At 65.3% G+C, this 25582-nt stretch carries 21 protein-coding genes and 1 pseudogene; 7 read left to right on the top strand and 15 right to left on the bottom strand.

Annotation, left to right across the window (positions count from 1 at the left end; translation table 11 throughout):
* Positions 1-534 precede the first annotated feature (534 nt).
* Both F615_RS19345 and F615_RS0104570 read left to right on the top strand, forming a co-directional pair.
* A complete protein-coding gene (locus F615_RS19345; RefSeq protein ID WP_019559998.1) occupies positions 535-1614 on the top strand; it encodes an OmpW/AlkL family protein in 1080 nt (359 codons plus the stop codon).
* A gap of 16 nt (positions 1615-1630) precedes the next feature.
* Complete coding sequence (locus F615_RS0104570) at positions 1631-2761, top strand: alkane 1-monooxygenase (RefSeq protein ID WP_019559997.1); 1131 nt, start codon at positions 1631-1633, stop codon at positions 2759-2761.
* Between the two features lie 189 nt (positions 2762-2950).
* On the opposite strand, the gene F615_RS0104565 is transcribed toward F615_RS0104570, so the two are convergent.
* The 8 genes and pseudogenes from F615_RS0104565 to F615_RS0104530 all read right to left on the bottom strand — a co-directional run bounded on the left by F615_RS0104565 (position 2951) and on the right by F615_RS0104530 (position 11055).
* Positions 2951-3205, bottom strand: a complete 255-nt coding sequence (locus tag F615_RS0104565) for an SWEET family sugar transporter (protein ID WP_019559996.1) — start codon at positions 3203-3205, stop codon at positions 2951-2953.
* Positions 3206-3462: 257 nt separating this feature from the next.
* Entirely contained in the window at positions 3463-4614 is a 1152-nt protein-coding gene (locus F615_RS0104560) for a BMP family ABC transporter substrate-binding protein (RefSeq protein ID WP_019559995.1), read from the bottom strand.
* Between the two features lie 58 nt (positions 4615-4672).
* A complete protein-coding gene (locus F615_RS0104555; RefSeq protein WP_019559994.1) occupies positions 4673-5593 on the bottom strand; it encodes an ABC transporter permease in 921 nt (306 codons plus the stop codon).
* Position 5594: 1 nt separating this feature from the next.
* Positions 5595-6689: an ABC transporter permease gene (locus F615_RS0104550; protein ID WP_019559993.1), complete on the bottom strand. Its 1095-nt coding sequence runs from the start codon at positions 6687-6689 to the stop codon at positions 5595-5597.
* Positions 6676-8229 carry an ABC transporter ATP-binding protein gene (locus tag F615_RS17780; RefSeq protein WP_019559992.1) on the bottom strand — a complete coding sequence of 518 codons (1554 nt, stop codon included), beginning with the start codon at positions 8227-8229 and terminating at the stop codon, positions 6676-6678. The genes F615_RS0104550 and F615_RS17780 overlap by 14 nt, the downstream gene beginning before the upstream one ends.
* A gap of 123 nt (positions 8230-8352) precedes the next feature.
* Positions 8353-8682: pseudogene (locus F615_RS0104540) on the bottom strand (solute carrier family 23 protein); the annotation flags it as partial.
* 75 nt (positions 8683-8757) lie between these two features.
* Positions 8758-10074 carry a guanine deaminase gene (guaD, locus tag F615_RS0104535; RefSeq protein WP_019559990.1) on the bottom strand — a complete coding sequence of 439 codons (1317 nt, stop codon included), beginning with the start codon at positions 10072-10074 and terminating at the stop codon, positions 8758-8760.
* A gap of 27 nt (positions 10075-10101) precedes the next feature.
* On the bottom strand, positions 10102-11055 hold the full coding sequence (locus tag F615_RS0104530) for a LysR family transcriptional regulator (protein ID WP_019559989.1): 954 nt from the start codon (positions 11053-11055) through the stop codon (positions 10102-10104).
* 119 nt (positions 11056-11174) lie between these two features.
* Here F615_RS0104530 and xdhA point away from each other — a divergent pair, with 119 nt between their 5' ends.
* From xdhA to F615_RS20135, 4 genes are read left to right on the top strand one after another with little or no spacing between them, the layout of a single operon-like run.
* Entirely contained in the window at positions 11175-12719 is a 1545-nt protein-coding gene (xdhA, locus tag F615_RS0104525) for a xanthine dehydrogenase small subunit (RefSeq protein WP_019559988.1), read from the top strand.
* A 10-nt stretch (positions 12720-12729) separates the two neighbouring features.
* Positions 12730-15159, top strand: a complete 2430-nt coding sequence (gene xdhB, locus F615_RS0104520) for a xanthine dehydrogenase molybdopterin binding subunit (RefSeq protein ID WP_019559987.1) — start codon at positions 12730-12732, stop codon at positions 15157-15159.
* On the top strand, positions 15159-16001 hold the full coding sequence (gene xdhC, locus F615_RS0104515) for a xanthine dehydrogenase accessory protein XdhC (RefSeq protein ID WP_019559986.1): 843 nt from the start codon (positions 15159-15161) through the stop codon (positions 15999-16001). Before xdhB ends, xdhC begins: the two co-directional genes overlap by 1 nt.
* Positions 16002-16048: 47 nt before the next feature.
* Positions 16049-16357, top strand: coding sequence for a hypothetical protein (locus F615_RS20135; RefSeq protein ID WP_026330017.1), 309 nt, complete (start codon positions 16049-16051; stop codon positions 16355-16357).
* A gap of 724 nt (positions 16358-17081) precedes the next feature.
* Here the strand turns inward: F615_RS20135 and F615_RS0104505 are convergent.
* The 4 genes from F615_RS0104505 to F615_RS0104490 form a co-directional block, all read right to left on the bottom strand.
* Positions 17082-18206: a slr1591 family oxidoreductase gene (locus F615_RS0104505; protein ID WP_019559985.1), complete on the bottom strand. Its 1125-nt coding sequence runs from the start codon at positions 18204-18206 to the stop codon at positions 17082-17084.
* On the bottom strand, positions 18203-18925 hold the full coding sequence (locus tag F615_RS0104500) for a DUF3047 domain-containing protein (protein WP_026330016.1): 723 nt from the start codon (positions 18923-18925) through the stop codon (positions 18203-18205). Before F615_RS0104500 ends, F615_RS0104505 begins: the two co-directional genes overlap by 4 nt.
* A 149-nt stretch (positions 18926-19074) precedes the next feature.
* Positions 19075-20382 carry a GGDEF domain-containing protein gene (locus F615_RS19335; protein ID WP_019559983.1) on the bottom strand — a complete coding sequence of 436 codons (1308 nt, stop codon included), beginning with the start codon at positions 20380-20382 and terminating at the stop codon, positions 19075-19077.
* Positions 20379-21566 carry a GGDEF domain-containing protein gene (locus F615_RS0104490; protein WP_019559982.1) on the bottom strand — a complete coding sequence of 396 codons (1188 nt, stop codon included), beginning with the start codon at positions 21564-21566 and terminating at the stop codon, positions 20379-20381. The genes F615_RS19335 and F615_RS0104490 overlap by 4 nt, the downstream gene beginning before the upstream one ends.
* A gap of 200 nt (positions 21567-21766) precedes the next feature.
* On the opposite strand from F615_RS0104490, the gene F615_RS0104485 reads away from it, so the two are divergent.
* Positions 21767-24286 (top strand): GspE/PulE family protein, encoded by a 2520-nt coding sequence (locus F615_RS0104485; RefSeq protein WP_019559981.1) that lies wholly within the window; start codon positions 21767-21769, stop codon positions 24284-24286.
* 21 nt (positions 24287-24307) lie between these two features.
* Here F615_RS0104485 and F615_RS0104480 read toward each other — a convergent pair whose 3' ends face one another.
* The 3 genes from F615_RS0104480 to thiS all read right to left on the bottom strand — a co-directional run bounded on the left by F615_RS0104480 (position 24308) and on the right by thiS (position 25575).
* Positions 24308-24934, bottom strand: a complete 627-nt coding sequence (locus F615_RS0104480) for an ATP-dependent Clp protease proteolytic subunit (protein ID WP_019559980.1) — start codon at positions 24932-24934, stop codon at positions 24308-24310.
* 81 nt (positions 24935-25015) lie between these two features.
* Positions 25016-25315 (bottom strand): hypothetical protein, encoded by a 300-nt coding sequence (locus tag F615_RS0104475; protein ID WP_019559979.1) that lies wholly within the window; start codon positions 25313-25315, stop codon positions 25016-25018.
* Positions 25316-25320: 5 nt separating this feature from the next.
* The gene (gene thiS, locus F615_RS0104470) at positions 25321-25575 is read right to left on the bottom strand and encodes a sulfur carrier protein ThiS (protein WP_019559978.1); all 255 of its coding nucleotides are present in this window, start codon (positions 25573-25575) and stop codon (positions 25321-25323) included.
* Positions 25576-25582 lie beyond the last annotated feature (7 nt).

Raw genomic sequence — 25582 nt, 5'->3', positions numbered from 1 at the left:
CCTCGCCCCACCGGCCCACCCAGCAGTGATTGCGTTGGCATCGCTCCCCCTCAACCCACGGCTTCGAATCATTGAACACCGGCAGCGGCTTGGCCATGCTTGACGCTGCAGCCACCGACGAAGGTTTGTCGTTCCATCGACGATGCCGCAGGCGGACTCCGGCGAAAAGTGCGGACGCCGGACGGGCTGCGAACCGTGTCGTGCTCCGCATGAAGGTCATGCTTCCAATCCATGAAATCTCTCACAGTTTTGACGCTGACGTCGACCGCATCGATCGCCCGGGTTTTCAGCCCGGGCCACACGCGTGCAAGCCACCACACCGGACGTGGGGCGAACCCAGATCACGCCACACCTGAAATCCCCCCCGAGGACCCGACCCGATTCGCAATCGCATGACCCAGGCAAAGCCCCCTCAGCCGGTCGCAGGCCGCAATCTTTCAATCAATCATGGACGTCCGCTGGCCGGAAATTAGGACTTTTCCTGACACCGACTGAACCATCGACCACCACATTTTTTTGATTCGGAGACAACCGATGCAGTTCATTCGACTCGCCGCGCGCGGTTTGCGTGGTTTGAGCCTGTCCTTGACCCTGGCTGGCGCATGCCTGGGCGCCAGTTCGCCGGCGCATGCCGCCGCCAGCGTGTTGCTCGACGACCCCGCGGTCGGCCCAGCCAGTGGCACGGGCTTGAATCTCTCATGGCCGGGCCCGCACCGGCAGGACCGCGGCATCTGGACACTGGCGCAAGCCAACACCGCGGCATCGTCGGGCAGCAGCTTGCAGATCGAACCCAAGCATCGGTGGTTCGCCCGTCTGGGTGGCGCCAAAATCAAAGTCAACGACGAATCGAGCGATGCGCGCGACGTCACCGGCCCGGTGCTCACGTCCTCCGATCACCCCCTGCTGGGCGTGTTGGGGCTGTTCTCTCCGAACTTCCGCAGCTTCGGCATCCCCGCCGGAGTGACCGTGGACGTGCGCGACAGCCAATCGGTCTACGGCAGCATCGGCAAGTTCCTGGATGACAACTGGGCGGTGGAAGGACTGATCTTGGCCGCGCCCTTCAAGCACGACATCTACGGCGCCGGCACCATCGAACGTCTGGGCAAGGTGGCCACGGTCAAGCAACTGCCCCCAACGCTGATCCTGCACCGCTACTTCGGCAACTGGGGCGACAAACTTCGCCCCTCGCTGGGTGTGGGCCTGAACTACACCTACTTTTTCGACGCCGAGGCCACACCCGCGTTGGAAAGTTATACCGGTGGCCCGACCGACATCAAAATGAAACCGTCCACCGGTTGGGGCGTGTTTGCAGGACTCCAATACCAATTCAGTCAGCGCCTGCATCTGAAGCTGACGCTGGGGTACGTCACCGTGCGCACCACCGCCACCCTGACCACGCGTGACACCATGCTCAGCAGCAGCTCGCCGGTCTTGCAAGACTATCCGGCGCCGATTCCTCAAATCGCCAACAGTCCGCTGACGCAAGGCATTCTCGATTCCGTGTTCAACAGTGTGGCCCAGTCGCGAGGAGGCACATTGGGAACCTACGAGCGCAAGATCGACAGCAAACTCGATCCATACGTCGTACTACTGAGCGTGGGCTACGCGTTCTGACAAGAGGAGGCATGCGATGTTGTGGCAATGGCTGACCCGATCGAAAACCCATGGGTATCACCGTTGGGGTTATCTGATGTTCTTGCTGGCCGGAACTCCCCCGGTGATGAGCTACTGGATGGCCAGCATGGATGGGCGATGGGATCTGTGGGCTTGGCTCACACCGCTCATGTACTTCGGGGCGATTCCGCTGGCCGATCTGATCGTTGGCACCGACAAACTCAACCCATCCTCCCAAGACACGCCCATGCTGGAGCGGTCCTGGTACTACGCGGCGCTGCCCCTGTTGTGCGTGCCGTTTCAACTCAGCCTGATGCTATGGGGGGCCCATGTGTTTGCCACCGCGCCCTTCGGTCCGCTGGGTGCGGTGGGCTGGATCGTGTCGATGGGCTGCCTGGGCGGCGTGCTGGGCATCAACGTCGCCCATGAATTGATCCACAAGCCCAGCCGGATCGAACAATGGGGGGGCGGCTTGCTGCTGTCGTCCGTGATCTATGGATCGTTCAAGATCGAACACATCTACGGACACCATGTCGATGTGGCCACGCCGCGCGACAACTCCACCGCGCGACGCGGCGAAACCGTGTACGGCTTCATCGGCCGCGCACTGCGGCACAACGTGCCGCGCGCCTTCGAGCTGGAGCGCCAGCGTGCCAAGCGACGCGGCGAGCCCTACAGCCCGTGGCTCGGGGAACTGGCGGTTTGGTTCGGACTGAGCGCCTTGTTCGCCCTGGCCTGCGTGTGGATCGCAGGCCATTGGCTCGGCTTGGTCTATTTCCTCGGCCAGGCCTTCGTGGCTGTGTGCTTGCTGGAAATCATCAACTACGTCGAGCATTACGGCTTGCAGCGGCGCCAGCTCCCCAACGGCCGCTACGAGCGCGTCGATCCCAAGCACTCATGGAACTCGGACTATCTCGTCACCAACATGTTCCTGTTCCATCTGCAGCGGCATTCGGACCATCACGCCTATGCCGCTCGGCGCTACCAAGTGCTGCGCCACTTCGATGAAAGCCCGCAACTGCCGTTCGGCTACGCCGCCGCGGTGGTGGTGGCGCTGTGCCCGCCGCTGTGGCGTCGCATCATGGACCCCCGAGTCGACCGCTACATGCAAATGCTGCACACACAAAAGCCCCAACCCGTGGCTTGAGCCAGAGTGTCCGCAGGGGTACGGTGGGCGGCCGCGGCAGCGCGGCCGCCCAACACGGTGCGGCCCGCCGGCCACGGCTGGCGCACAGCGCGGCCGCACCAGGCCGTGCTGCGCCGTTGGGTTTTGACCTTCTGCGCACCGCGGCAGACCGGCCCTGCGACTGGCCTGCGGGCGAACTCGGGCATCTTCTCAGCGCCGGCGATAGCGCAGCTTCATCGACAAAATGGCCAGCGCCAGCGCCAAGGTCACGCCATTGGCCACGATGATCGGCCAAGCCCGCAGCAGCACGCCATACACCAGCCACAGCGCCACGCCACTGGTGAACAGCGCATACATGCCCAAAGAGATCCCGCTGACATCGCGCGTGCGAAACGTGTGCAGCGCTTGTGGCAGAAACGACAGCGTGGTCAGGCAAGCGGCCAGATAGCCAATCAGCTCGTTCATGTTTGCGTTTGGAAAGTAGCCTGAAGCGTCCACACTGAACCGCCATTCCTGCGCATCCATCCTCGAACAGGCCCGGGCCTCGGCACGGATGCGCCCCCCTTGGTGCGGCCTGCATCAAGTCTGCCACGCGCCTCCAAGGGCCTCTGGGCCGTCCAGCAGCACGTGGGGGCGAGGCCACGGCCTGGCGGTGGCCACATGACTGGCAAGAAACGAAAAAGCCGCCGGGCCTGTGCCCCGGCGGCCTACATGGCCAAGCCTCAGCCCCCGCTGGGCACTTTGCCGTCCACGCCTTTGACGTAGAAGTTGATGCCGTGCAGGAACTTGTCGTCGGCCACTTCACCGGCCTTCAGCACTTCTTTGCCGTCCTGAGCGACGATGGGCCCCTTCCAGATCTGGAAGCTGCCGTCTTTCAGACCGGCTTTGACCGCCTCGACTTTGGCACGGATATCGGCCGGCACCTTGTCGGAGATGGAGACGATGTCGATCGCGCCTTCCTTGACGCCCCACCAGGTGGTTTCGGTCTTCCAGGTGCCCTCCAGCACGTCACGCGTGGCCTTGATGTAGTACGGCGCCCAGTTGATGATCGCCGAGGCCAGATGAGCATTGGGGCCGAAGTGGCTCATGTCGGAATCCCAACCGAAGGCCAGCTTGCCAGCTTTCTCGGCCGCTTGCAGCACGGCCGAGGAATCCGTGTTCTGGAACAACACGTCAGCCCCCTGGTTGAGCAAGGACTGCGCGGCCTCGCCTTCCTTGGGCGGATCGAACCACTTGTTGACCCACACCACCTTGGTGGTGATCTTCGGGTTGACACTCTGGGCGCCCAGGGTGAACGAATTGATGTTGCGGATCACTTCGGGGATCGGCACCGAGCCGACCACCCCCAGGGTGTTCGACTTCGTCATCGCGCCGGCGATCACGCCGGCCATGTAAGCCCCTTCATAGGTGCGCGAATCGTAGGTGCGCATGTTCTCGGCCGTCTTGTAGCCGGTGGCATGCTCGAACTTCACATCCTTGTGATCGGCCGCAATCTTCAGCATGTAGTCCATGTAGCCGAAGGTGGTGCCGAAGATCAGCTTGTTGCCCTGACCGACCATGTCGCGGATGACACGCTCGGCATCGGCCCCTTCGGGCACGCTCTCGACGAACGAGGTCTGCACCCGATCGCCGAATTCGGCCTCGATGGCCTTGCGCCCACGGTCGTGGGCGAAGGTCCAGCCCGCGTCGCCCACCGGGCCGACGTAGGCGAAGGCAATCTTCAGGGGCTCGGGTTTGGCAGCCGCCGGCGCCTCGGCAGAGGCCGCTGGGGCGGCGGGCTCTTCTTTCTTGCCGCAGCCCACCAGGGCCGCAGCCACCGCCAGGGCGCCCAAGCCGGTCAGGCGGACCAGGGTGCGTTTGGTGAAGTCGGTCATGTCCAAGCGTCTCCGATCGAAGGGTCAAGAAGGGGGTGAACGGGCAATTATCTCGCCATCAGCCGCCGGGATAGAAGGGCTTGCCCAACGAGGCCGGCATGTTGACGCGAATGAAGCTCGGGTTGCGCGAAATCAGCACCAGCACCACGATGGTGGCCAGGTAGGGCAACATCGTCAGCAACTGGCTGGCGATTTGCACGCCCTGCCCCTGCAGGTGGAACTGCAGCATCGTCACGCCCCCGAACAGATACGCGCCAAGCAACACCCGTGCCGGGCGCCATGTGGCAAACGTGGTCAAGGCCAGCGCGATCCAGCCCTTGCCAGCGATCATGCCTTCCACCCACAGCGGGGTGTAAATGACCGAAATGTAGGCGCCGGCCAGCCCGCACAGCGCACCGCCGGCCAGCACGGCCAACAGCCGGATGCGCCGCACGGGATAGCCCAGGGCATGGGCCGATTCGGGCGATTCGCCCACCGCGCGCAGCACCAAGCCGGCACGGGAACGGTAGAGAAACCATGCCAGCGCCCCTGTCAACACGATGGCGAAGTAAACCATCGGATGGTGCTTGAAGAACGCCGCGCCGAAGAACGGCAAGTCGGCCAAGCCGGGGATCTCGAAGCGAGGCCGTTCACTCAGACGCTGCTGGGTATAGCCAATGCCGACAAAGGCCGAGAAGCCCACACCAAAAAGGCTGAGCGCCAGGCCGCAGGCGTACTGGTTGGTGTTGAGCCAAATGACCAGCAGGCCAAAGACCAGCGCCAGGGCCGCGCCAGCGGCGGCCCCGGCGGCAAAGGCCAGCCCATCGCTGCCGGTGTGCACCCCCGTGGCAAAGCCGGCGATGGCCGCCACCAGCATCATGCCCTCGGCGCCCAGGTTGACGATGCCGGCGCGCTCGTTGATGAGCAGACCCAGCGAAGCAATGGCCAGCACCGTGCCGGCGTTCATCGTGGCGGCAATCAGCAAGGCGATCGATTCCATCTCAGACCCCTCCTTGGCCCGCACCCGCTCGCACGCGCGCCCACGGCTGCCAGCGAAGGCGATGATGGATGAGCGTGTCGCACGCCAGCAGCGCAAACAACAACAAGCCCTGAAAGACGCCCGTGATCGACTTGGGCAGCCCCATGCGCGACTGGGCCAGCTCGCCACCGATGTAAAACATGCTCATCAGAATCGCCGAAAAGACAATGCCCACGGGGTGCAGCCGCCCCACGAAGGCCACGATGATGGCCGCAAAACCATAGCCCGAGGGCACGTGCGGCGTGAGTTGGCCCAGCGGCCCGGCCACCTCCAGCGCACCGGCCAGCCCGGCCATGCCGCCGGACAGCAGCAGGGCCGTCCACAGCGCCTGTCGTGAGGAAAAGCCGGCATAGCGGGCTGCCATTGGCGCCAGCCCCCCCACTTGCAGCTTCAAGCCCGCATAGGTGCGAAACAACAACAGGCTGAAGGCAACCACCATCACCAGCGCGAGGATCACGCCGATGTTCACCCGCAATCCGCTCCACAGCCGCGGCACACGGGTGACCTCGGCAAAGCTGATCGTTTGCGGGAAGTTGAAGCCCGCCGGGTCTTTCCAAGGGCCATAGACCAGATAGCTCAACAGCATGTCAGCCACGTAGACCAGCATGAGACTCACCAGAATCTCATTGGCATTGAAACGGTCACGCAGCCCAGCGGTGATCGCCGCCCAGGCCATGCCACCCACCACGCCAGCCAGCAGCACAAGGACGAAGAAGCCGCCCGGCGTGCCAGGCCCCGCCTGCATGGCCACACCACCGGCGAAGATGGCACCGAGGATGAACTGCCCTTCGGCCCCGATGTTCCACACATTGGCGCGGAAGCACACCGCCAGCCCCAAGGCGATCAACACCAAGGGCACAGCCTTCATAGCCAGCTCGCTGAGCTGGTAGCCGCTCTTGAGCGGTTCGACGAAGAACATCTGCAGGCCGCGCACCGGGTCCTTGTCCAGCACGATGAACAAACCGATGCCAATCAGCACGGTCAGGGCCAGTGCCAATAGCGGCGACACCAAAGACATGGCCCGCGAAGGCGTGGGGCGGGCTTCAAGCTTGAACATGGGTCACTCCGATGGAAGACACTGGAGGCGTCTGGGCACGCTCCTGCGGCCACAGGCCGCTCATCCACTCCCCGATGCGCTCGACGGTGGCCTCGCGGGTGCGCACGGCAGGCGACAGCCGTCCTTGGGCCATCACGACCAGGCGGTCGCTGATGTCGAACAGCTCGTCCAGCTCCTCGCTGACCACCAGCAACGCGCAACCGGCATCGCGCAACGCCAACAGCTCGGCTCGAATCTGTGCGGCCGCACCGACATCCACGCCCCAGGTCGGCTGAGCGACGATCAGCACCTTGGGGTTGGCGCTGATCTCGCGCCCGACGATGAACTTCTGCAAATTGCCCCCCGACAGGCTCTTGGCCACCGCGGCCGCTCCTGCGGCTTTGACTTGAAAGCGTCGGATGATCGTCTCGGTCTGCTCCCGCACGCGGCGCATATCGATCCAGCCGGTGCGGGGATGCACGGCCTCGGTGCGCGTCAGCAAGGTATTGAGGGCCAGCGACAACGAAGGCACGGCCCCTCGCCCCAAGCGCTCCTCGGGCACGAAGTGCAAGCCCAGTTGGCGACGCCGGCGAGGATCCTGGCCCGCGATGTCCTGGCCGAACAGACGGATGCTGCCGGCCGCCGCGCGCGTGTCCTCGCCCGACAGGGCCGCCAAGAGCTCCTGCTGACCATTGCCCGAGACGCCGGCCACGCCGAGGATTTCGCCACACCGCAACTCGAAAGCGATGTCATGCAGCGTGGTGCCGAAGGGGTGGCGCTTGGGCAGGCTCAAGCCCTGCACCGCCAAGGCCACCGGTCCGGCTTGGGCTTCGCGGTGCACCAGTTCGGGCGGATCGGCACCGATCATCAAGCGCGACAGACTGGCGTTGGTCTCCTTCGTCGGATCCACCTCACCCGTGACCCGACCGCCACGCAGCACCGTGCAGCGGTGGCACAGCGCCCGGATCTCGTCGAGCTTGTGACTGATGTAGAGGATGGAGCAGCCGGTATCGGCCAGCTTGCGTAGCGTCACGAACAGCTTGTCCACCGCTTGGGGGGTGAGCACCGAGGTGGGCTCGTCCAGGATGAGCAGTTGCGGGTGGGTCAACAAGGCGCGCACGATCTCCACGCGCTGGCGTTCCCCCACACTGAGCGTGTGCACCGGGCGCTGCGGGTCCACGTCCAGCCCGTACAGCCCACAGACCTCGCGCATGCGCTGGCTCACCGCGTCCAGGCTGAGCCGACGGTCCAGCCCGAGCCACACGTTTTCAGCCGCGGTCAGGGTGTCGAACAACGAAAAATGCTGGAACACCATGCTGATGCCCAGCGCGCGCGCCTCATGTGGATTGCGCACCCTCACCGGCTGCCCGTTCCAGCGCATCTCGCCCTCGTCGGGCTGCACCGCGCCGTAGATGATTTTCATCAGCGTGGATTTGCCCGCACCGTTCTCGCCCAGCACGGCATGGATTTCACCAGGGGCCACCTGCAGGTGGACCCGGTCATTGGCTTTGACGGCGGGATATTGCTTGCTGATGCCCAGCAGTTCGAGGCGCAGGGGCATGGGGTTCTCCGATCGGGGGGCGGTCTCGTTCACGGCCCGTGATTGTGCCTGTGTGGCGACGACCTCGGCCACAAGCACGAGGCGGGCCAGGCCGTCGGTCGGTCAATGCCCGCCCATGACGATGAAAGCATTCAAGCCCATCCCCGGGGCCAGGGCGATCGGGTCATTGGCATACAGGTCCATGATCAAGGTGCCCAAGGCCGCGATCAGACACGTGGCCACGAACACGGCGTCTTTGGGCATGCCGGCGTCTCCCAGAATGGACGGATTGACGAAGACGATGTACGCCATCGTCAGAAAGGTCGTCAGTCCTGCGGTCAGCTCGGTGCGCACATCGGTGCCATGTGCGCGCAACTGGAACCAGCGCTCCAGCAGCGGCTGCGGCGGCGCATCGGCGCGCGTCGGAACCAGGGTGTCGGCAACACCGGGCGTGGGGTCGGTCTGGGCCGGCATGATGTGTCTCCTGTTGCAGCGGGTCGGACGGGCGCCCGCCTGTGATACTTGGTGAATGGAATCGATGAACGCGGGTCAACTCGTGTCGCGCCGCACGCGGCTGATGCCGCCCACGAAGGCCTGCACCAGATGACGCTCGTCGGCCAGGGTCATCCAGGCAAACACCTTTTCGTGCAGCCCCGTGGCCACGGCCAGGCGGCGCTGTCCCACCGGCCCCCGCGCCCAGTCCCACACGCACACATCGGCCATGCGCCCGGGTTCGAAGCTGCCGATCTCGTGGTCCAGCGCCAGCGCCAGGGCCGCGCCGCGGGTGGCGGCATACAAGGCTTTCCAGGCCGTGAGCTTGACTCCCTGCAAGGCTTGCACCTTGTAGGCATCGGCCAATGTGCGGATCATCGAAAGACTGGTGCCGCCGCCCACGTCGGTGGCCACACTGACCCGCGCGCCGGCGTCCTCCAAGGCACGCCAAGCGAACAGCCCACTGCCGAGAAAGAGATTGGAGCTCGGGCTGTGCGCGATCTGCGCTGCGGTGCGCGCCAGCAAGGCCCGGTCTTCGTCGTCGAGCCAGATGCCGTGCGCCAGCACCGACCGCGGTCCGAGCAACCCATGGCGGTCATAGACATCGAGGTAGCTACGCGCCTGCGGAAAGAGCTCGCGCACCCAGGCCACCTCGGCGCGGTTCTCGGCCACGTGCGTCTGCATGTACAAGCCCGGCACTTCGCGCATCAAGCGGCCGGCCATCTCCATCTGCGCGACCGTGCTGGTGGGCGCAAAGCGTACCGTCATCGCATAGGCCAAGCGGCCGCGGCCATGCCATCGTTCGATGAGCTCTCGGCTGTCGGCCTCGGCGCTGTCGACGGTGTCCAGCAATGCCGTCGGCGCGTTGCGATCCATCAGCACCTTGCCGGCGATGAGCCGCATGCCGCGCGCATGAGCAGCCGCCAGCAATGCATCGGCACTGACTTTGTGCACCGTCGGGAACACCACCGCACTGGTGGTGCCGTGCGCCAGCAAGGCATCGCAGAAGCGCTCGGCGCCAGCCTGCGCCTCGTGCGCATCCGCATAGCGCTGCTCGGCCGGAAAGGTATAGGTGTTCAGCCAGTCCAGCAGTTCGGCGCCGAAGCTGGCGATCACATCGAGCTGAGGCGCGTGCACATGCGTGTCGATGAAACCTGGCAATACCAAGCGGCCGCGGTGGTCGATGCGCGTCCAACTCGCGTCGAATGCCGCATCACTGGCATGCACACCACGGATGATGCCGTCCTCCACCAACAGCCAATGGTCGGGCCGGAAACGCACGGCCGCACCCGGCTCCACACTCCAGCCCGGGTCGGCGGCAAAGTCGAGCAAGTCACCGCGCAGGGCAAACTTCGAAGGCAAGGACTGGTTCATCGACATGTCATCGGTGGGCCATCGAATTCATGAGCCGACCAAGGCGCGCGCCACCTCGCGCACCTGCTCGCGGAACCACCGATGGGCGGCAGACGAATGCGTGCGCTCGTGCCAAAGCTGGTAGTAGTTCATCGGCGGGAATCCCACTGGGCAGCGCACGATGCGCACCGGCAAGTGATCCACATAGCGCTGACAAAACTGCCGCCCGGTGGTCAACACCAGCAGGCTGGCAGCCACCATGTGCGGGATCTGACCAAAGTGGGCACTGCGCACGGTCACACGCCGATGCAAGCCCCGAGCATCCAGATAGGCGTCGATCACGCCCAGGGCTTCGCGTCCGGTGTGCAGCGGCATGGGCGCGACATGCTCACACTCCAGATAGCGCTCCACGGTCCAGCCGCGCGTGCTGCGCACGGCCGGGTGGTCCTGGTTGACCAGGCACACCACCTCGTCGGTCAGCAGCCGCCCCAAATGCAGCTCTTCAGGCGGCTCCAACCAGTTGCCGATCACGAGATCCACCTCGCCCGAGGCCAGGGCGCGGCGCAGATCGAACTGCGCCGTCAGCGGCACGAGATCGAGCTGCGCCAATGGAGCTTCGTGCTTGAAGTGCGCCACCAGCTGAGGCAAGAACAGCGGGTCGAGGTAGTCGCTGGCTGCCACCCGGAACACCCCGGCGGCCGTCGAGGGGTCAAAACTGCGGTGGCGCTGCGGGGCACCGAACAAACGCTCGGCCTCCCGCAAGAGAGTCTGCGCTGGCTCCAGCAGCTCCAAGGCCGTCGGGGTCGGCATCATCTCATTGCCAGCACGCACCAACAAGGCATCGCCCGTCAGCGCACGCAACCGGCGCAAATAGGCACTGACGGCCGGCTGGCTCGAACCCAGCTTCAAAGCGGCACGTGAGACGCTGCGTTCGGTGATCACGGTGAGCAAGACCCGCACGAGATGAAGCTCGATCTTGTCGAATTCGGCCCGCAGTGTCATATCCATTTTTCGATAACCTTTATTCATATTCTCGTATACACCAAGCCCCCCTTGGCGTTACCGTTGCGGTATTCGCCCTTCGTTGGCCGGCGCCGCAGCAGCGGCTTGGCCCGTACCCCATGGACGCCATGCACACGCGACCGATCCGCTTCTACGCCCAAGGCCAGCTGCACACGCTGGCGCAGGCCGAGCCCACGCGCACCGTGCTGCAATACTTGCGCGAAGACTTGCATTGCACCGGCACCAAGGAAGGCTGTGCCGAGGGCGACTGCGGCGCTTGCACCGTGGTCGTCGGTGAGCTGGCCGATCTTTCGGCCCCGCCGGCGCCCGGCGTCAGCCGCGTCGGGGGCTTGGATCTGCGCAATGTCAACGCCTGCATCCAGTTCCTGCCCACGCTGGACGGCAAGGCCCTGTTCACGGTGGAAGACCTCAAGCGCCTGGCCGGTGGCCGCTTGCATCCGGTGCAACAAGCCTTGGTCGATTGCCATGGCTCGCAATGCGGCTTTTGCACGCCGGGGTTCGTGATGACGCTGTGGCACACCTATGAGCGCCACGGCCGCGGGGCTGCCGGTCGGCCCAGCCGACAGCGCTTGGCCGACGATCTGTCGGGCAACCTGTGCCGCTGCACCGGCTACCGCCCGATCCTGGAGGCCGGACTGCGCATGTTCGATCTGCCGCCGGTGCACCTGGACACCACGCCCATCGAAGCGGCATTGCGCAGCCTGATCCCGGCACGAGGTGCGCAGCTGGCCACGCCAGCCGGCAGCGATCGATTCTTCGCCCCGCGCACCCTGGATGAACTGGCCGAGCTGCGCTTGGCCCATCCGCAGGCCCGGCTGCTGGCCGGCTCCACCGATGTGGGCCTGTGGGTCACCAAGCAGATGCGCCGCCTGGGGGATCTGATTTACCTGGGCGAGGTCGCGGAACTCAAACACATCGTGCAGCGCGATGGGTGCTTGCACATTGGTGCAGGCGCAACGCTGGAAGCGGCCTGGAGCGCCCTGGTGGGACTGTATCCCGAGCTGGCCGAGTTGTGGCTGCGCTTTGCCTCACCCCCCATCCGCCATGCCGGCACCATGGGGGGCAACGTGGCCAACGGCTCACCCATCGGCGACAGCGCCCCGGCGCTCATCGCGCTCGATGCGCGAGTCGTGCTGCGGCGCGGGCCACGGATACGCCGCCTGATGCTCGCCGACTTCTACCTCGATTACATGAAGAACGCGCTGGAGCCGGGCGAGTTCTTGCAGGCACTGGAAGTGCCCCTGCCCCAGCCCGGCCAACTGGTGCGTGGCTACAAAATCAGCAAGCGCTACGACAGCGACATCTCAGCGGTCTGCCTGGGTCTGTCACTGTGGCTAGAAGGCGATACCGTGCGCGACGTGCGCCTGGCTTACGGGGGCATGGCAGCGACCGTGCGCCGTGCCCCACGAGCCGAGGCCGCGCTGCGCGGCGGACCGTGGTCGCTGCCGCGCGTGCAAGCCGCAATGGCCGCACTCGCGCAAGACTTTCGACCCCTGAGTGACCTGCGGGCGACGGCCGAGTACCGGCTGCGTGTGGCCAGCCATCTGATCCTGCGGGCCTGGCACGACAGCCAAGCAGGGGCTGCCCCCGTGACGGTGTGGCACGACAGAGCGCAAGCCCTGCCTGCGGCCTCCGATGCATGAGGAACTCGCCATGAACCAGCGCGCCGACCCAACCGACCTGACCCCCTGCGAGCCTGCTCTGATCGACCCGGCGCCGCGGGCGATCCGCATCGATGCCGATGGCGAGGCGCAACGCCTGCGCGCCGGCCAGCGCGTGGGCGTGAGCCGGCCCCATGAATCGGCCCACCTGCACGTCACTGGAGAAGCCACGTACACCGACGACATTCCCGAGGTCTCTGGCACGCTGTATGCAGCGCTGGGCCTGTCCCGTGTGCCACACGCACGCATCACGGCGCTGAACCTCGAGCCTGTACGGTCCATGCCAGGCGTGGTGGCGGTCTTCACCGCACGGGACATTCCAGGCACCAACGATGTGGCGCCCATCGTGAAGGGAGACGACCCCATTCTGGCCGATGGCCTGGTGCACTATGTGGGCCAACCGGTATTTGCGGTGGTGGCCACCTCGGTCCAAGTCGCTCGACGCGCTGCTGCCCTGGCGCAGCAACCCGAAGTGGTGGCCTATGAAGAGCTGCCCGCCCTGCTCACCCCCGAAGCCGCGCACGCGGCCGGCCAGTACGTGCTGCCACCCATGCACATGCGACGAGAAAGTGCGCCAGGGGCTGTGCAGCGTGTGCTGTCGACGGCGCCGCACAAGCTGCAAGGCACGTTCGAGGTGGGCGGCCAGGAACAGTTCTACTTGGAAGGCCAAATCGCCTATGCCCGCCCGCTCGAAGACGAGGGGATGCTGGTGCAGTGTTCCACTCAGCACCCGACCGAGATGCAGCATGTGGTGGCGCATGCCCTGGGCTTGCAAGCCCATCATGTGCGAGTGGAATGCCGGCGCATGGGCGGAGGCTTCGGCGGCAAAGAATCACAGTCCGCCCTGTTCGCCTGTGTGGCCGCCATCGCCGCGCGCGCCCTGCGCCGACCGGTCAAGCTGCGCGTGGACCGTGACGACGATTTCCTGATCACGGGCCGACGCCACTGCTTCCACTACGAATACGAAGCGGCCTACGACGACGAAGGGCGCTTGTTGGGCGTCGAAATCGACATGGTCTCACGCGCAGGTTTTTCGGCCGACCTCTCCGGTCCAGTGATGACCCGTGCCTTGTGCCATTTCGACAACGCGTACTGGCTGCCCGAGGTGGCCATCCATGGCTATTGCGCCAAAACCAACACGCAGAGCAACACCGCGTTCCGCGGCTTCGGCGGACCGCAAGGCGCCATTGCCATCGAATGGATCCTCGACTCCATCGCCCGCAAGCTCGGCCGTGACCCGCTGGACGTGCGGAAGCTCAATTTCTATGCTCGCCAGGGACAGACGACTCCCTATGGCCAGCCGGTGGAGGACAACATTCTTCACGAGCTGGTGGACGCGCTGGAACGCAGCGCCGACTACCGCGCCCGGCGCGAAGCGGTGCAGGCTTTCAACGCCGCCAGCCCGGTGCTGAAAAAAGGGCTGGCGCTGACACCGGTGAAGTTCGGCATCTCGTTCAACGTGCCGCACTTCAACCAAGCCGGCGCCTTGGTGCACGTCTACAACGACGGATCGATCCTGGTCAACCACGGCGGCACCGAAATGGGCCAGGGCCTGCACACCAAAGTGGCCCAGGTGGTGGCGCACGAGCTGGGGGTCAACTTCGAGCGCGTGCGCTGCAGCGCCACCGATACCGACAAAGTCGCCAACACCTCGGCCACTGCGGCCTCGACCGGCAGCGACCTCAACGGCAAGGCCGCGCAACACGCCGCGCGTCAGATCCGTGATCGTCTCGCCGCGTTTGCCGCCAGCCGATTCGGCGGCGCCCCTCAGGAGGTGCACTTCGCCAACGACATGGTGCATGTCGCAGGCCACCGCCTGACCTTCCCCGAACTCGTCTGGCAAGCCTACCTGGCCCGCGTCCAGTTGTGGAGCGATGGCTTCTACGCCACACCCAAGATCCATTGGGATCCGCAGACCCTGCAAGGCCGGCCCTTCTACTATTTCGCCTACGGCGCGGCGGTGTCGGAAGTGATCGTGGACACACTCACTGGCGAAGCTCGCACCTTGCGCGCCGATATCCTGCACGACGTGGGCCGTTCCTTGAACCCGGCCATCGATCTGGGGCAGGTCGAAGGCGCGTTCATCCAGGGCATGGGCTGGCTCACCAGCGAAGAGTTGTGGTGGGATCCTCGCAGTGGCCGCCTGATGACCCATGCGCCCAGCACCTACAAAATCCCCACTGCCAACGACGTGCCGCCGGTGTTCAACGTGCATCTGTACGACGCGCACAACCGAGAAGACAGCATCCACCGTTCCAAAGCGGTGGGAGAGCCTCCCTTGCTTTTGGCCTTTTCGGTGTTTTTCGCGATCCGCGACGCCATCTCGGCCGTGGGCGGCCACCGCATCGATCCCCCGCTGCGCGCGCCGGCCACGCCCGAGGCCATCCTGGCGGCCATTCAGGCCGTGCAGCAGGCCGGCTGATGTTGCGCGAATTGGCCCGCACCTGGCTCGACCGCGGACAAGCCGCCGCGGTGGTCAGCGTCGAGCACACCCAGGGCTCGGCCCCGCGTGAAGCCGGCACGCGCATGTTGGTCAGCGCCTGCGAGGTGGCCGGCACCATCGGCGGCGGGCATCTCGAATTCGAAGCCATCCGTCTGGCGCGCGAGGCCCTGGCCCACCCCGGATGGACCGCGTTCACACAACGCTTTCCGCTTGGGCCACGATTGGGCCAATGCTGCGGCGGAGTGGTCGAGCTGCGCATCGCCCCGCTGGACGAGGCGGCCTGGAGACAATGGCCCGAGACTCCACCGCGTTTCGTGTTGCAGCTCTACGGCGCGGGCCATGTCGGCCGGGCCTTGGTGCGCGTGTTGGAAACCTTGCCCTGTCAGGTGCAATGGATCGACGAGCGCGAAGACGCCTTTCCTCCGGACATCCCCCTCTCGACGGCCGCACGCATCGAGCGCCTGTGCGTCGACAGCGTCGAAGCCGAAGTCGCGCGCGCACCTGCCAACGCCTGCTTCCTGGTGATGACCCACCAGCACGACCTGGACCTGCGCATCACCGAAGCCATTCTGCGTCGCGGCGACTTCCGCTACTTCGGTTTGATTGGCTCGAAAACCAAGCGCAGCCGCTTCGAACACCGTCTCATTCAACGAGGCATCGCGCCGCAAGCCCTTGCCCGCATGCGCTGCCCCATTGGCGTGCCCGGCATCGAAGGCAAGTCTCCCGAAGTGATCGCCGTGGCCGTGGCCGCCGAGCTGCTTCAAGCCACTTCGATCGTCGGCGCCCCACCCCCCTGCTCGCCGCCCCCCTTCGCTGGCTGATACCCAAACCTTCCTCTCAAACCGCCTGTCGGGTCCCGGATGATTGGTTGCTGCACGATCGACGAGGCTATTCGCGCCTGCCGGCCCCGCAGGTCCCTGCGCGCTCGCCCCAGCCCTTCAAGGCCGACGAGCCGGCCTGGCGCGACGTGTTCGTGGCCATCGACCGGGCCACCCGCTGGGTGTTCATCGCCATCAAGAGCCACAAGACGGCGGCGGCCAAAGCCTTCCTCCACACGCTGCACGAGGCCGCGCGGTTCGAGATCCACACCCTGCTCACCGACAACGGCCGTGAGCTCACCGACCGCCCCTTCGGCTCCAAAGCCAAGGGGGCAGCATGCGTTGGACGCCCTGTGTGAAGCCGTGGGCATCGAGCATCGCTGGACCCGGCCTAGGCGCCCGCAGACCCACGGCATGGTCGAGCGATTCAACGAGCGGCTTGAGCAGGTGCTGCGCGCGCACCCCTTCAACAGCGCCCAGAACCTGGCCACCCCGCTGCACCGCTACGTGTGGCTGCGCAACGAGCACCTGCCCCAGAAGGCTCTGCCACACCTCACCCTTCAGGCCATGAAGCCATGGCGCCGCTCCCATCCGCATCTGTTCTCAAAACAGGTTGGGAATCATCCGGAACCCGACACTCATGGGTGCAAGGCTGGTTGCTTGTTGGTGCTTGGGAGGAGGGCTCGGCAGCCATCTGGCGCCGTCCAGCCTCGTCGAGACGGGCGGTGCGCAGCCCCGGCCGCACCGAGAAGCCCGTAAGCTCGGTCCGCAAGCGCTGCAGGCTCGGCGGCCAGTGCCGCCGCAGCAGCCGTTCGTGTGGCTCAGGGTCAGCCGCCGCACGCACGAGTGGGCCCAGATCGGAGCCGTCGGTCATCTCGCGCCTCCTCCCTGAAGGGGGGTCTTTTGCCGGCTCTTGCCTGTATGGGCGCGAAGTATGGCTCCTCGTCCCCCTTCGGTCCCCCCGATCGAGAGGAACGACCAGCGCTTACATCTGGCAGGGGTTGGTGGCAAACAGGCGTCGCGGCGCTGCTTGCAAACGGCAGCGGCTCTCATGGCTGCAGGCGTGCTGGGAAGGGCGCACTGTCAGCGCAGGGACAGGGAGACGAGTGGCTCGCTGTCGCGATAGGCCTGGACGAAGGCGCGGTCGATGCGATCCTTCCAGCGCCACACCCAGGCCCCACGAGCCGACAGGGGGCCCCAGCTGGCCAGCGCAGTGCCATCGGCGCAAGACAGCAGCGCCAAGGCCCGCCGTTGCGGACGATACATCGCGTAAGGTCGCCCGGCCGCCCAGGCGCGCAGGTTGGCAGCGAGGACCGGGCCTGCGCGCACGGCATAGACACCGCTGCGGGGATGGGGAGCGTCGATACGGCAGGACACGTCGCCCACCGCGAACACCTCAGGGTGGGAGACGGATTGCAAGCTGGCGGTCGTGGCGATGAAGCCATCGGCGGCCAAGCGCAGGCCGCTGTGAGCGAGCCAAGCCGGAGGCTGCACGCCCAAGGCCACGACCGGCGCATCACAAGGCAGGCGACTGCCACCGGACAGGCGCAGCTGTCCGGGCTCGATCTCGACCGCGTCGTCGGCGATGACGGTGATGCCACGCGACTTGAGCACTGCCAGGGCGCGATGGCGCAGCCCACGCGGAAATCGCGGCAGCAATCCGGCGTTGCCGGCCACGAGGGTGACGCGCGCCTGGGCGACCAGCGCGTGACGCATGGCCACGGCCAGTTCGAAGCCTGCCGCCCCGCCACCGATGACCACCACTTGCAGCCCGGGCTGGCGCGCCGCGAGGGATTGCAAACGCGGCCAAAGGTGCATGAAGGCATGCAGCGGGCGTACGAACAGGGCATGTTCGCGAGCCCCGTCGATCACGTCGCGAGAGAGTTCTCCGCCCGTATCGAGGCTGAGCGCGTCATAAGCCAGCTCGCCACCGCTGGCCAAGCGCAGCTGGCGGGCATCGGGCCGCACCCCGACCACGGCATCGAGCACCACACGTGCGCCGGCACGGCGGGCCAGCGCGGCCAGGTCGATTTGTGCCTCATGCGCGCTATAGCGGCCCGCAATGACGCCAGGCACCATGCCGGAATACCACTGCACGGGCTGTGGGGTGACCAGCGTCACCTCGACCCCGGGCAAGACCTGTTGTGCAAAAGCAGCCAAAACCTGGACATGGGCATGGCCTCCACCGGCCAGCACGAGTTGTTTCATTCGGATCCTCCCGGGCGGTGCTGCAGGTCTCGCACGAAGGCGAGCGCCTGGCTGCCCGTATTGTCGGTATCGGCCCCTACGGCGATGGCAAGCAGGCGCGGCACGTCGGTGGCCTCGTCGTGGAAGGCGCGCAGGAAGTCGGCCGCCAGGTCGCGCGACTCGCGACGCCAAGGCGTAGGAGCAGCTTCACCGCTGCGCAGCACGAGGTAGCGCACGCGGCGACTGTAGGCATTGTCGATCACCGTGCCAGCGGCCAGATCGGTATCCCAAACATAGCACAGCGTGGCAGCGGGCAAGTCGCTGCCGCTGCGCGCGCGGGCCATGCGCAACAACTGCCGCTCGAAGAAGGGGACGCGTTCCAGCGCATGATCGAACAAGGCACAGACCTTCACCGAGGTATCGTCACCTGCCTTGGTGCGCAAGTCGGTATGTTCGGCAAAGCGTGCCACACGCCAGGACCAGCTCAAATGGCCCGGCCGGCTCTTGACTGGATGCACCAAATTGCCATAAGACGCCGGGGCCTCGATGCGCAGGCTGGACACCCCATCCATCTCGACGAGGCTGTAACGGGTGCGAGGCAAGGTCTGTCCTGGCAGACCCACGAAATGCCAAGGAGGAGCCGGCGCGGCCCCAGATGCGCCGGCCCAGGGGCTCAGTTCGGACGCCACGCCGCTGAGGCTGTGGAGCAGCAGGGCCGCCAGGGCGATTCGCAGGAGCAAGAGGCCACGGAACATGCCAAGCAGAGTCAACCGCCGCGACAAAGTTCAGTGGATGCACCGCTGCGCCGGGATCCGCCCACCGAAGGCTGGCCGGCCCTGCCTGGCGAGATGGTCCAGCCGTTGGCAAGGCCGACGGCCGCAGCACGAATTCACTGCACGCCCGAGGAATCCCCCCACACCAGGCTCGACGGGCCAAAGCCCGAGGACAGGCCGGTCGTGGCGAACAGGCGTGAGTCCAGCCGGCTGGAGACGACTTCGGGCGAAGCGTAGAAGCGCAGACGGTTACGGCCGGCTCGCTTGGCTTCGTACAGCGCTTCGTCGGCCTGGTGCAGCAGGTCCACCAGATCGACTCGCTTGGATTGCAGCATGGCAGCCGACGCATAGGCCACGCCGATGCTCATCGTGCAGCGCAGGAAGCGGCTGCCGGTGTCGATTTCCAACACTTCGAAACTATGGCGCAGTCGCTCGGCGAAGACTCGGGCGCCGGGCACATCGGTGCCGGGCAGGACGAGACAGAATTCCTCGCCCCCCAAGCGAGCGAACAGATCGGTCTCGCGCTTGGCCCGGTGCACCAGCTGCGCCAAGGCCTTGAGCACGAGGTCGCCCACGGCATGCCCGTGCTCGTCATTGACCCGTTTGAAATGATCGATGTCCAGCATCAGCACGGTCACTGACTGGCCCATCTGCGCCGACAAGGCCACCAGGCGGGCCGCACGCTCTTCGAAGCCGCGACGGTTGAGCGCTCCGGTCAGTGCGTCACGCAAGGCCATGGACCGCAAGCGCTCGGCCAGCCGGAAGTTGATGAGCAACACCAGCAGCAACCCCAACATGCCCGCGCCGATGAAGGAGAAAAAAATCAACCCGATGTTGGCCAGACTGATGAGTTCTCGCCAGGCCGTCGGCCCGGCGTGCAGCAACACGACGCCGCGCACCGTCCATCCCAGCAACAGGAACAGGCCACTGGCCACCAGCCCGAAGCGGATCGCTCCGTAGCCTGGCCGCCGAAAGCGCACCGACAACCAAACGAATCGCGCCCACGCAAGCCCCGCGAACAACGACATGCTCGAGACGGCCCCATACTGTCGGCCTGAAGCCATCAGGCCCAGCAACACCAGCATGGCCAACACCGACAGCATCACCACGGTCGCGGCGCGTGAAGGCAACCCTTGATGTCGCCTCAGTCCCTCCCCGAACAGTCCGATGCCCAGCAATTGAATCGCCGAGGCCGGGGCATACATCCACACCCACACCCCTTGCGCCTGGGCCACGGCCACTCCGGCCAAGCCCGTGCCCACCATCATCAGGGCCACCGCAGCCAGCCAGTGACCAGGACCCCGGATATGGCGGGATTCATGGCGCAGAACGGCCAACAGCGCCAGAATGATCAGCGACAAGACGCACAGCGCCAGCAACAGCCCCCAATATTGAGCGATCGTCAAGTTGTAGAAGACGTTCATGCGGTCGCGCCACAGACAGTGCCCGCAGACGCATCGTGCGTGCCGGGTCGATACATGGCACATCGGTTGCGCCCTTGCTGCTTGGCCGCATACAACGCGGTATCGGCACGGGCCAGCAAGGACTCCCACGAGACGTGGGCTGGCTGATCGACCGCCACGCCCAGACTGACCGTCACCGGCCGACGCAGACCGGCCAGGCGGGCGCACTGCGATTCGATCACCGAACGAAGACGCTCGGCTTGCGCCATGGCCTCCTCGGCGGTCGCGCCTCCCAAGACGATCACGAATTCCTCGCCTCCCAATCGAGCCACCACCGCCGCCTCACTGAAGTGCTCGGTCATGACTTTGGCCAGCGCCTGCAACACGGCATCGCCGCGCAGATGGCCTTCTTCGTCGTTGATGCGCTTGAAATGATCGATGTCCAACGCGATGACCGCCACCGATGAATGCCCGACGCGTCGGGTGAAGGCAAAAATGCTGTGCACCGCCTCTTCCAGCCCTCGCCGATTGAGCAATCCGGTCAGCGGATCGCGCACGACCAGCGTGTGCAGCTGTCCGTTCATGCGCGCGGTCATCAGCAAGGTGAACCCGCAAATGACCGCCAAGATCAACAGGGTGGTCACCATGCTTGCGCCGGCCAACAACGCCGGGGACCTGAGCGCAGGCCACGGCCCCCACAGCGCGATGAGGCGCCAAGCCGCGAAAAAAAAGATCAGCGCGCACGCCAACTCCAAGAACACCATCGTGCGATGCATGCCCGGTCGTCGCGACCGTCGCAAGGTGAGGAGGACCGCCCCCATCAGCACCATGATGCCTGCGGTCCGCACCGTGACCAACCCATCGTCCGAACCACCAGCCACCATGATGGCGGCGGACAACAACACCGAGCTGGCCACCACCACCACCGACAGACGCCAGGGTTGAGGGCGTTGCAAATAGCGATTCAGACCCGACAAAAGCAAGGCGTAACCCGTCAGCAACAAGGGTTCACGCCACACGAGCGAGGCGCCTGGCAGATGCGACGATCCTCCCAACATCGCGCTTCCGGCGGCCAGAGGCACGAAAGCCGCCGCCCACAAACCTGCCCCTTCGGCCTCCGGCACGTGGGGAATGGTCAGGGTCAAAATGATCGAGAACAACGCACCCACCACGGCACAGGCCAAAAATACGAGTGAATAATCCATCGGGCGGCGGGACTGTGGCGCGGAAAAGTCCCACAAGGGGGCGACATGCGCCGCAGTATGCCAAGCAAGCGCCAAAGCAAGCAAGATCGCCCCACGGGCAGCCCTTGCGTCGAAGAAGCCCGGGATTGCCGGTCAATTCGGCCGCTTGGTTCGCTCGCCCAGCTGGCATAGTCGAACGCGGAATTGCGCCGCCGATCCACATGTCCGACACCCGCCCCTTGCCGCTCTTGCAGACCGATGCACCGGCTCTCCCGGAGCGGGAGAAGTTTCGTCGGCCGGCGTACCGGTGGCCCACACCAGCTTATGCCGCTTACCCCTCGGCTCAAGAGCAACTTCAGCCGATCGACTGCATCATCGAAGGGCTGAATCTGAAGCAGATCCACGGGCGGCTGATCTTCTTCGTGCCCGAGGAGCAAGTGCTGCACGTGCAAGTGCCTCCAGCACGCACGACCATGGCCTTGCGGTTCCATCAGTTCCGCGCCCTGCATCTGAAGCAACCGGTCGAGGCCCACCCCTCGGCGGCACTCACGCAGATGGAGGGTTTGCTCGACACCCGTCCGCAAACCCCGTACGTGGTGCGCATGAAAGACGGGCCAGACTTGCAAGGCGTGACCATCGGCCACGTGGAAACCGACTTTGGGCTGTTCTTGTTTCCGCCCATCGACGACCAGGGAACCGTTCAGCGTCTATTCATTCCCCGCCACGCCTACTCGCGCGTCGAATTGGGGCCGCGCATCGGCGAAGTGCTCGTGCAGCAGCGCGCGGCCACGACACAAGACATCGAACTCGCCGTGCGTGAGCAGGCCACCTTGCGAGAGCGCAAGATCGGCGACATCTTGATGTCCAAGCGCATCGTCAGCCCAGACCAGCTCAAAGCCGCCATCGAGCAGCAAAGCCGCATGCCGGTGATGCGCATCGGCGAGGCGCTGGTCTCGATGGGCTTGGTGACTCAAGAGCAGATCGATGAAGCCTTGGCCGAGCAGGCCAAGGATCGCAGCGTCCCCTTGGGCGAGCTGCTGGTGCGCATGCAGCTGGTGTCCCGAAAGGACTTGCAGGCGGCTCTGGCCCGCAAAATGGGCTATCCGCTGGTGGACGTGGACCACTACCCGGTCAGCACGGACGCCTTGTCGAAAGTGCCCTATGCGGTGGCCGAACGACTCGAAGTGCTGCCCTTGATGCTTTGGGACTCCCGCTTGATCGTGGCGATGGAAGATCCGTCTCGCCATTCGGTGATCGAGGAGTTGGAGTTCGTCAGTCAACTCAAAGTGGTTCCCACGCTGGGCGCGTCGGTCAATCTGTCTTTGGCCATCAAAAGTGCCTACGAGAAAGTAGGCGCCGACGTCTGGTCATCGCAAGCCCACTTACCCACGATCGAGTTCCAGCCCGATTCGGCCAACCTGTTGGTCGAGTCGTTGGAGCGAGACCTCAACGCACAACCGGCCGCCGATCTCGAAGAAAAGCCGATCGAGCAGTCGGACAACTCGCTGGTTCGGCTCATCAACACCATGATCGTGGAGGCCTATCAGCAAGGTGCGTCCGACATCCACATCGAATGCTACCCAGGGCGCGAGAAGGTCAAGGTGCGCTTCCGCAAAGACGGCTTGTTGCAACCGTACCTGGAATTGCCGCACACCTACCGCAATGCCATGGTCGCACGCATCAAGATCATGTGCGACCTGGACATCTCCGAGCGGCGCAAGCCGCAGGACGGGAAAATCAATTTCGCTCGCTTCATGCCGGGGCATCGCATCGAGCTGCGGGTGGCCACGATCCCGACGAACAACAATCTCGAGGACGTGGTGATGCGCATTTTGGCCTCGGCCAAGCCCATCCCGCTGGATCAGCTCGGGTTGGCCGCCGACAACCTGCAGCGCTTGCAGCAAGCCATGGAGCGCCCGCACGGGCTGGTGCTGTGCGTCGGCCCCACGGGTTCAGGCAAGACCACCACGCTGCATTCGGCACTGAGCTACATCAACGTGCCCGAACGCAAGATCTGGACGGCCGAAGACCCGGTGGAAATCACCCAGCCGGGGCTGCGCCAAGTCCAGATCAACCCCAAAATCGACTGGACCTTCGCCAAAGCCCTGCGAGCCTTTTTGCGCGCCGACCCTGACGTGATCATGGTCGGTGAAATCCGGGATCAGGAAACGGCTCAGATGGCCATCGAAGCCTCGCTCACCGGGCACCTCGTGCTGTCCACGCTGCACACCAACAGCGCGCCAGAGACCGTCACCCGCCTGCTGGACATGGGCATGGATCCGTTCAATTTCGCGGACTCCTTGCTGGCCGTGCTGGCCCAGCGCTTGGTGCGCCGGCTGTGCACCGAATGCCGCACCAGCCGACCCGCCACGGCCGAGGAAGTCGATGAATTGCTGGCCGACTATCTGCATGTAGACCCAGGCCACGAGGCCCACTCGAGGCGCGAGTCCTTACTGAAGGAATGGATCGAACGCTACGGCCGTGACGGCCGCTTGATGCACCACGAAAGCCCAGGCTGCGACAAATGCAACCGCACCGGCTATCGCGGGCGCGCAGGGCTGCATGAATTGATGATCATCAGCCGCGAGCTGCGCCACCTCATCCAAACGAATGCGCGCGCCGACCAACTGCAACAGCGCGCGCTCCAGGAGGGCATGCGCACGCTGCGCCAGGACGGCATCCTCAAAGTGCTGGCCGGGGTGACCACGCTGGCCGAGGTGCGCGCCACCAGCAGCACCTGAGGGCCCCGGCGCAGGCCGGCCTCAGCCCAGATCCGTATACCGCTCGATGATGCGGGAGACGATGCCGTAGTCGATCGCCTCCTGCGCATTCATCCAGTAGTCGCGCTCCATGTCGGCCTGCACTTTTTCCAGCGGCTGCCCGGTGGCTGCTGCGGTGTGGCGCGCGATGCGTTCACGGATGCGCAAAATCTCGCGGGCCTGGATGGCAATGTCCGTGGCTTGACCACCGGCGCCGCCGCCAGGCTGGTGGATCATGAACCGGGTGTTGGGCAAGCACACGCGGCGTTCTTTCGGGGCCGCCAAGAACACATGCGTGCCGGCACTGGCCACCCAGCCGGTGCCAATCGTGGTGACTGGCGAGCGCACGAAGCGGATCATGTCGTGAATGGCATCGCCCGATTCCACATGGCCGCCAGGCGAGGACACCAGCACATGGATGGGGGCGTCCGACTCCCGATCCATGGCGATGAGCTTCTCACACGTCGCGCGCGCGACGGCCGGATTGATCTCACCAAACACCAAGACGAAGCGCGACTGGAACACCAGGCGTTCGGTGAGGTTTCCCGCCTTGTCGAGCTTGTCGGACTTGTCGCCGGCCTCACCGCCCCACACGGGATCGTTGGAAACGAAAAATGGCTGCATGGTCATGGGTTCTCGTCTGTGAACAAGAAGCCTTCCAACGATAGCGCATCTGCGGGCACCGCAAGGCCGAGCGCCGGTGTGCCGACCTCATCCGCCTCCGCGCTGCATGTACAGATCGAAGTGCCGCATGAAGGCCTGCCGCAGCCTGGCCTCCACCCCCTCGAAGCGGAAAGACACGCTCAAACGCGGCAACTGCACCAGCGCGATGCGCCGTGGCGGCAGCGCCTGCCAGCGCAACGTCAGACGACCGGAGCCCAGCTCCACCTGCGCTTGGCCGCGATCCAGCCGCAGTGGCGCCTGGCCGACCGCCCCGGGCAGCCAGGCCAGCCATTCGGCTTCGGTACATCCCATGTCCCGCTCGAAGCACTCGGCAGGCTCGAAGGGCATGGTCTTCAGCCCCCGGCAATCGGCGGCCAGATCGCCAACACATCGCCTTCTTGCAAGCGGCGGGTGGCGCGCTCCTGAGGCGGCACGAACACACCATTGACCAGCACCAAGTGCACGAGCTTCATTGGCAGGTTGAACGGGGCCACGATCTGCTCGATCGTGGCTTGTGGGTCCACGTCGAGCTCGATGCGGTTGTCGCTGCGCGCCTGCGGCGGCAGATAGTCGGTCAGTGTGGCGTAAAGCTTGAAGGTGATTTTCATGGCCCGA

Origin of the sequence: Caldimonas manganoxidans ATCC BAA-369, assembly GCF_000381125.1 — a bacterium.
Taxonomy (GTDB): domain Bacteria; phylum Pseudomonadota; class Gammaproteobacteria; order Burkholderiales; family Burkholderiaceae_C; genus Caldimonas; species Caldimonas manganoxidans.
Note: the sequence above shows the minus strand (reverse complement) of the source record. Positions and strands in the feature narration are given on the sequence as shown.

Coding starts and splice junctions, on each gene's coding strand:
- F615_RS19345 (WP_019559998.1), top strand. CDS start 535: ATGCAGTTCATTCGACTCGCCGCGCGCGGTTTGCGTGGTTTGAGCCTG.
- F615_RS0104570 (WP_019559997.1), top strand. CDS start 1,631: ATGTTGTGGCAATGGCTGACCCGATCGAAAACCCATGGGTATCACCGT.
- F615_RS0104565 (WP_019559996.1), bottom strand. CDS start 3,205: ATGAACGAGCTGATTGGCTATCTGGCCGCTTGCCTGACCACGCTGTCG.
- F615_RS0104560 (WP_019559995.1), bottom strand. CDS start 4,614: ATGACCGACTTCACCAAACGCACCCTGGTCCGCCTGACCGGCTTGGGC.
- F615_RS0104555 (WP_019559994.1), bottom strand. CDS start 5,593: ATGGAATCGATCGCCTTGCTGATTGCCGCCACGATGAACGCCGGCACG.
- F615_RS0104550 (WP_019559993.1), bottom strand. CDS start 6,689: ATGTTCAAGCTTGAAGCCCGCCCCACGCCTTCGCGGGCCATGTCTTTG.
- F615_RS17780 (WP_019559992.1), bottom strand. CDS start 8,229: ATGCCCCTGCGCCTCGAACTGCTGGGCATCAGCAAGCAATATCCCGCC.
- guaD (WP_019559990.1), bottom strand. CDS start 10,074: ATGAACCAGTCCTTGCCTTCGAAGTTTGCCCTGCGCGGTGACTTGCTC.
- F615_RS0104530 (WP_019559989.1), bottom strand. CDS start 11,055: ATGACACTGCGGGCCGAATTCGACAAGATCGAGCTTCATCTCGTGCGG.
- xdhA (WP_019559988.1), top strand. CDS start 11,175: ATGGACGCCATGCACACGCGACCGATCCGCTTCTACGCCCAAGGCCAG.
- xdhB (WP_019559987.1), top strand. CDS start 12,730: ATGAACCAGCGCGCCGACCCAACCGACCTGACCCCCTGCGAGCCTGCT.
- xdhC (WP_019559986.1), top strand. CDS start 15,159: ATGTTGCGCGAATTGGCCCGCACCTGGCTCGACCGCGGACAAGCCGCC.
- F615_RS0104505 (WP_019559985.1), bottom strand. CDS start 18,206: ATGAAACAACTCGTGCTGGCCGGTGGAGGCCATGCCCATGTCCAGGTT.
- F615_RS19335 (WP_019559983.1), bottom strand. CDS start 20,382: ATGAACGTCTTCTACAACTTGACGATCGCTCAATATTGGGGGCTGTTG.
- F615_RS0104490 (WP_019559982.1), bottom strand. CDS start 21,566: ATGGATTATTCACTCGTATTTTTGGCCTGTGCCGTGGTGGGTGCGTTG.
- F615_RS0104485 (WP_019559981.1), top strand. CDS start 21,767: ATGTCCGACACCCGCCCCTTGCCGCTCTTGCAGACCGATGCACCGGCT.
- F615_RS0104480 (WP_019559980.1), bottom strand. CDS start 24,934: ATGACCATGCAGCCATTTTTCGTTTCCAACGATCCCGTGTGGGGCGGT.
- F615_RS0104475 (WP_019559979.1), bottom strand. CDS start 25,315: ATGCCCTTCGAGCCTGCCGAGTGCTTCGAGCGGGACATGGGATGTACC.
- thiS (WP_019559978.1), bottom strand. CDS start 25,575: ATGAAAATCACCTTCAAGCTTTACGCCACACTGACCGACTATCTGCCG.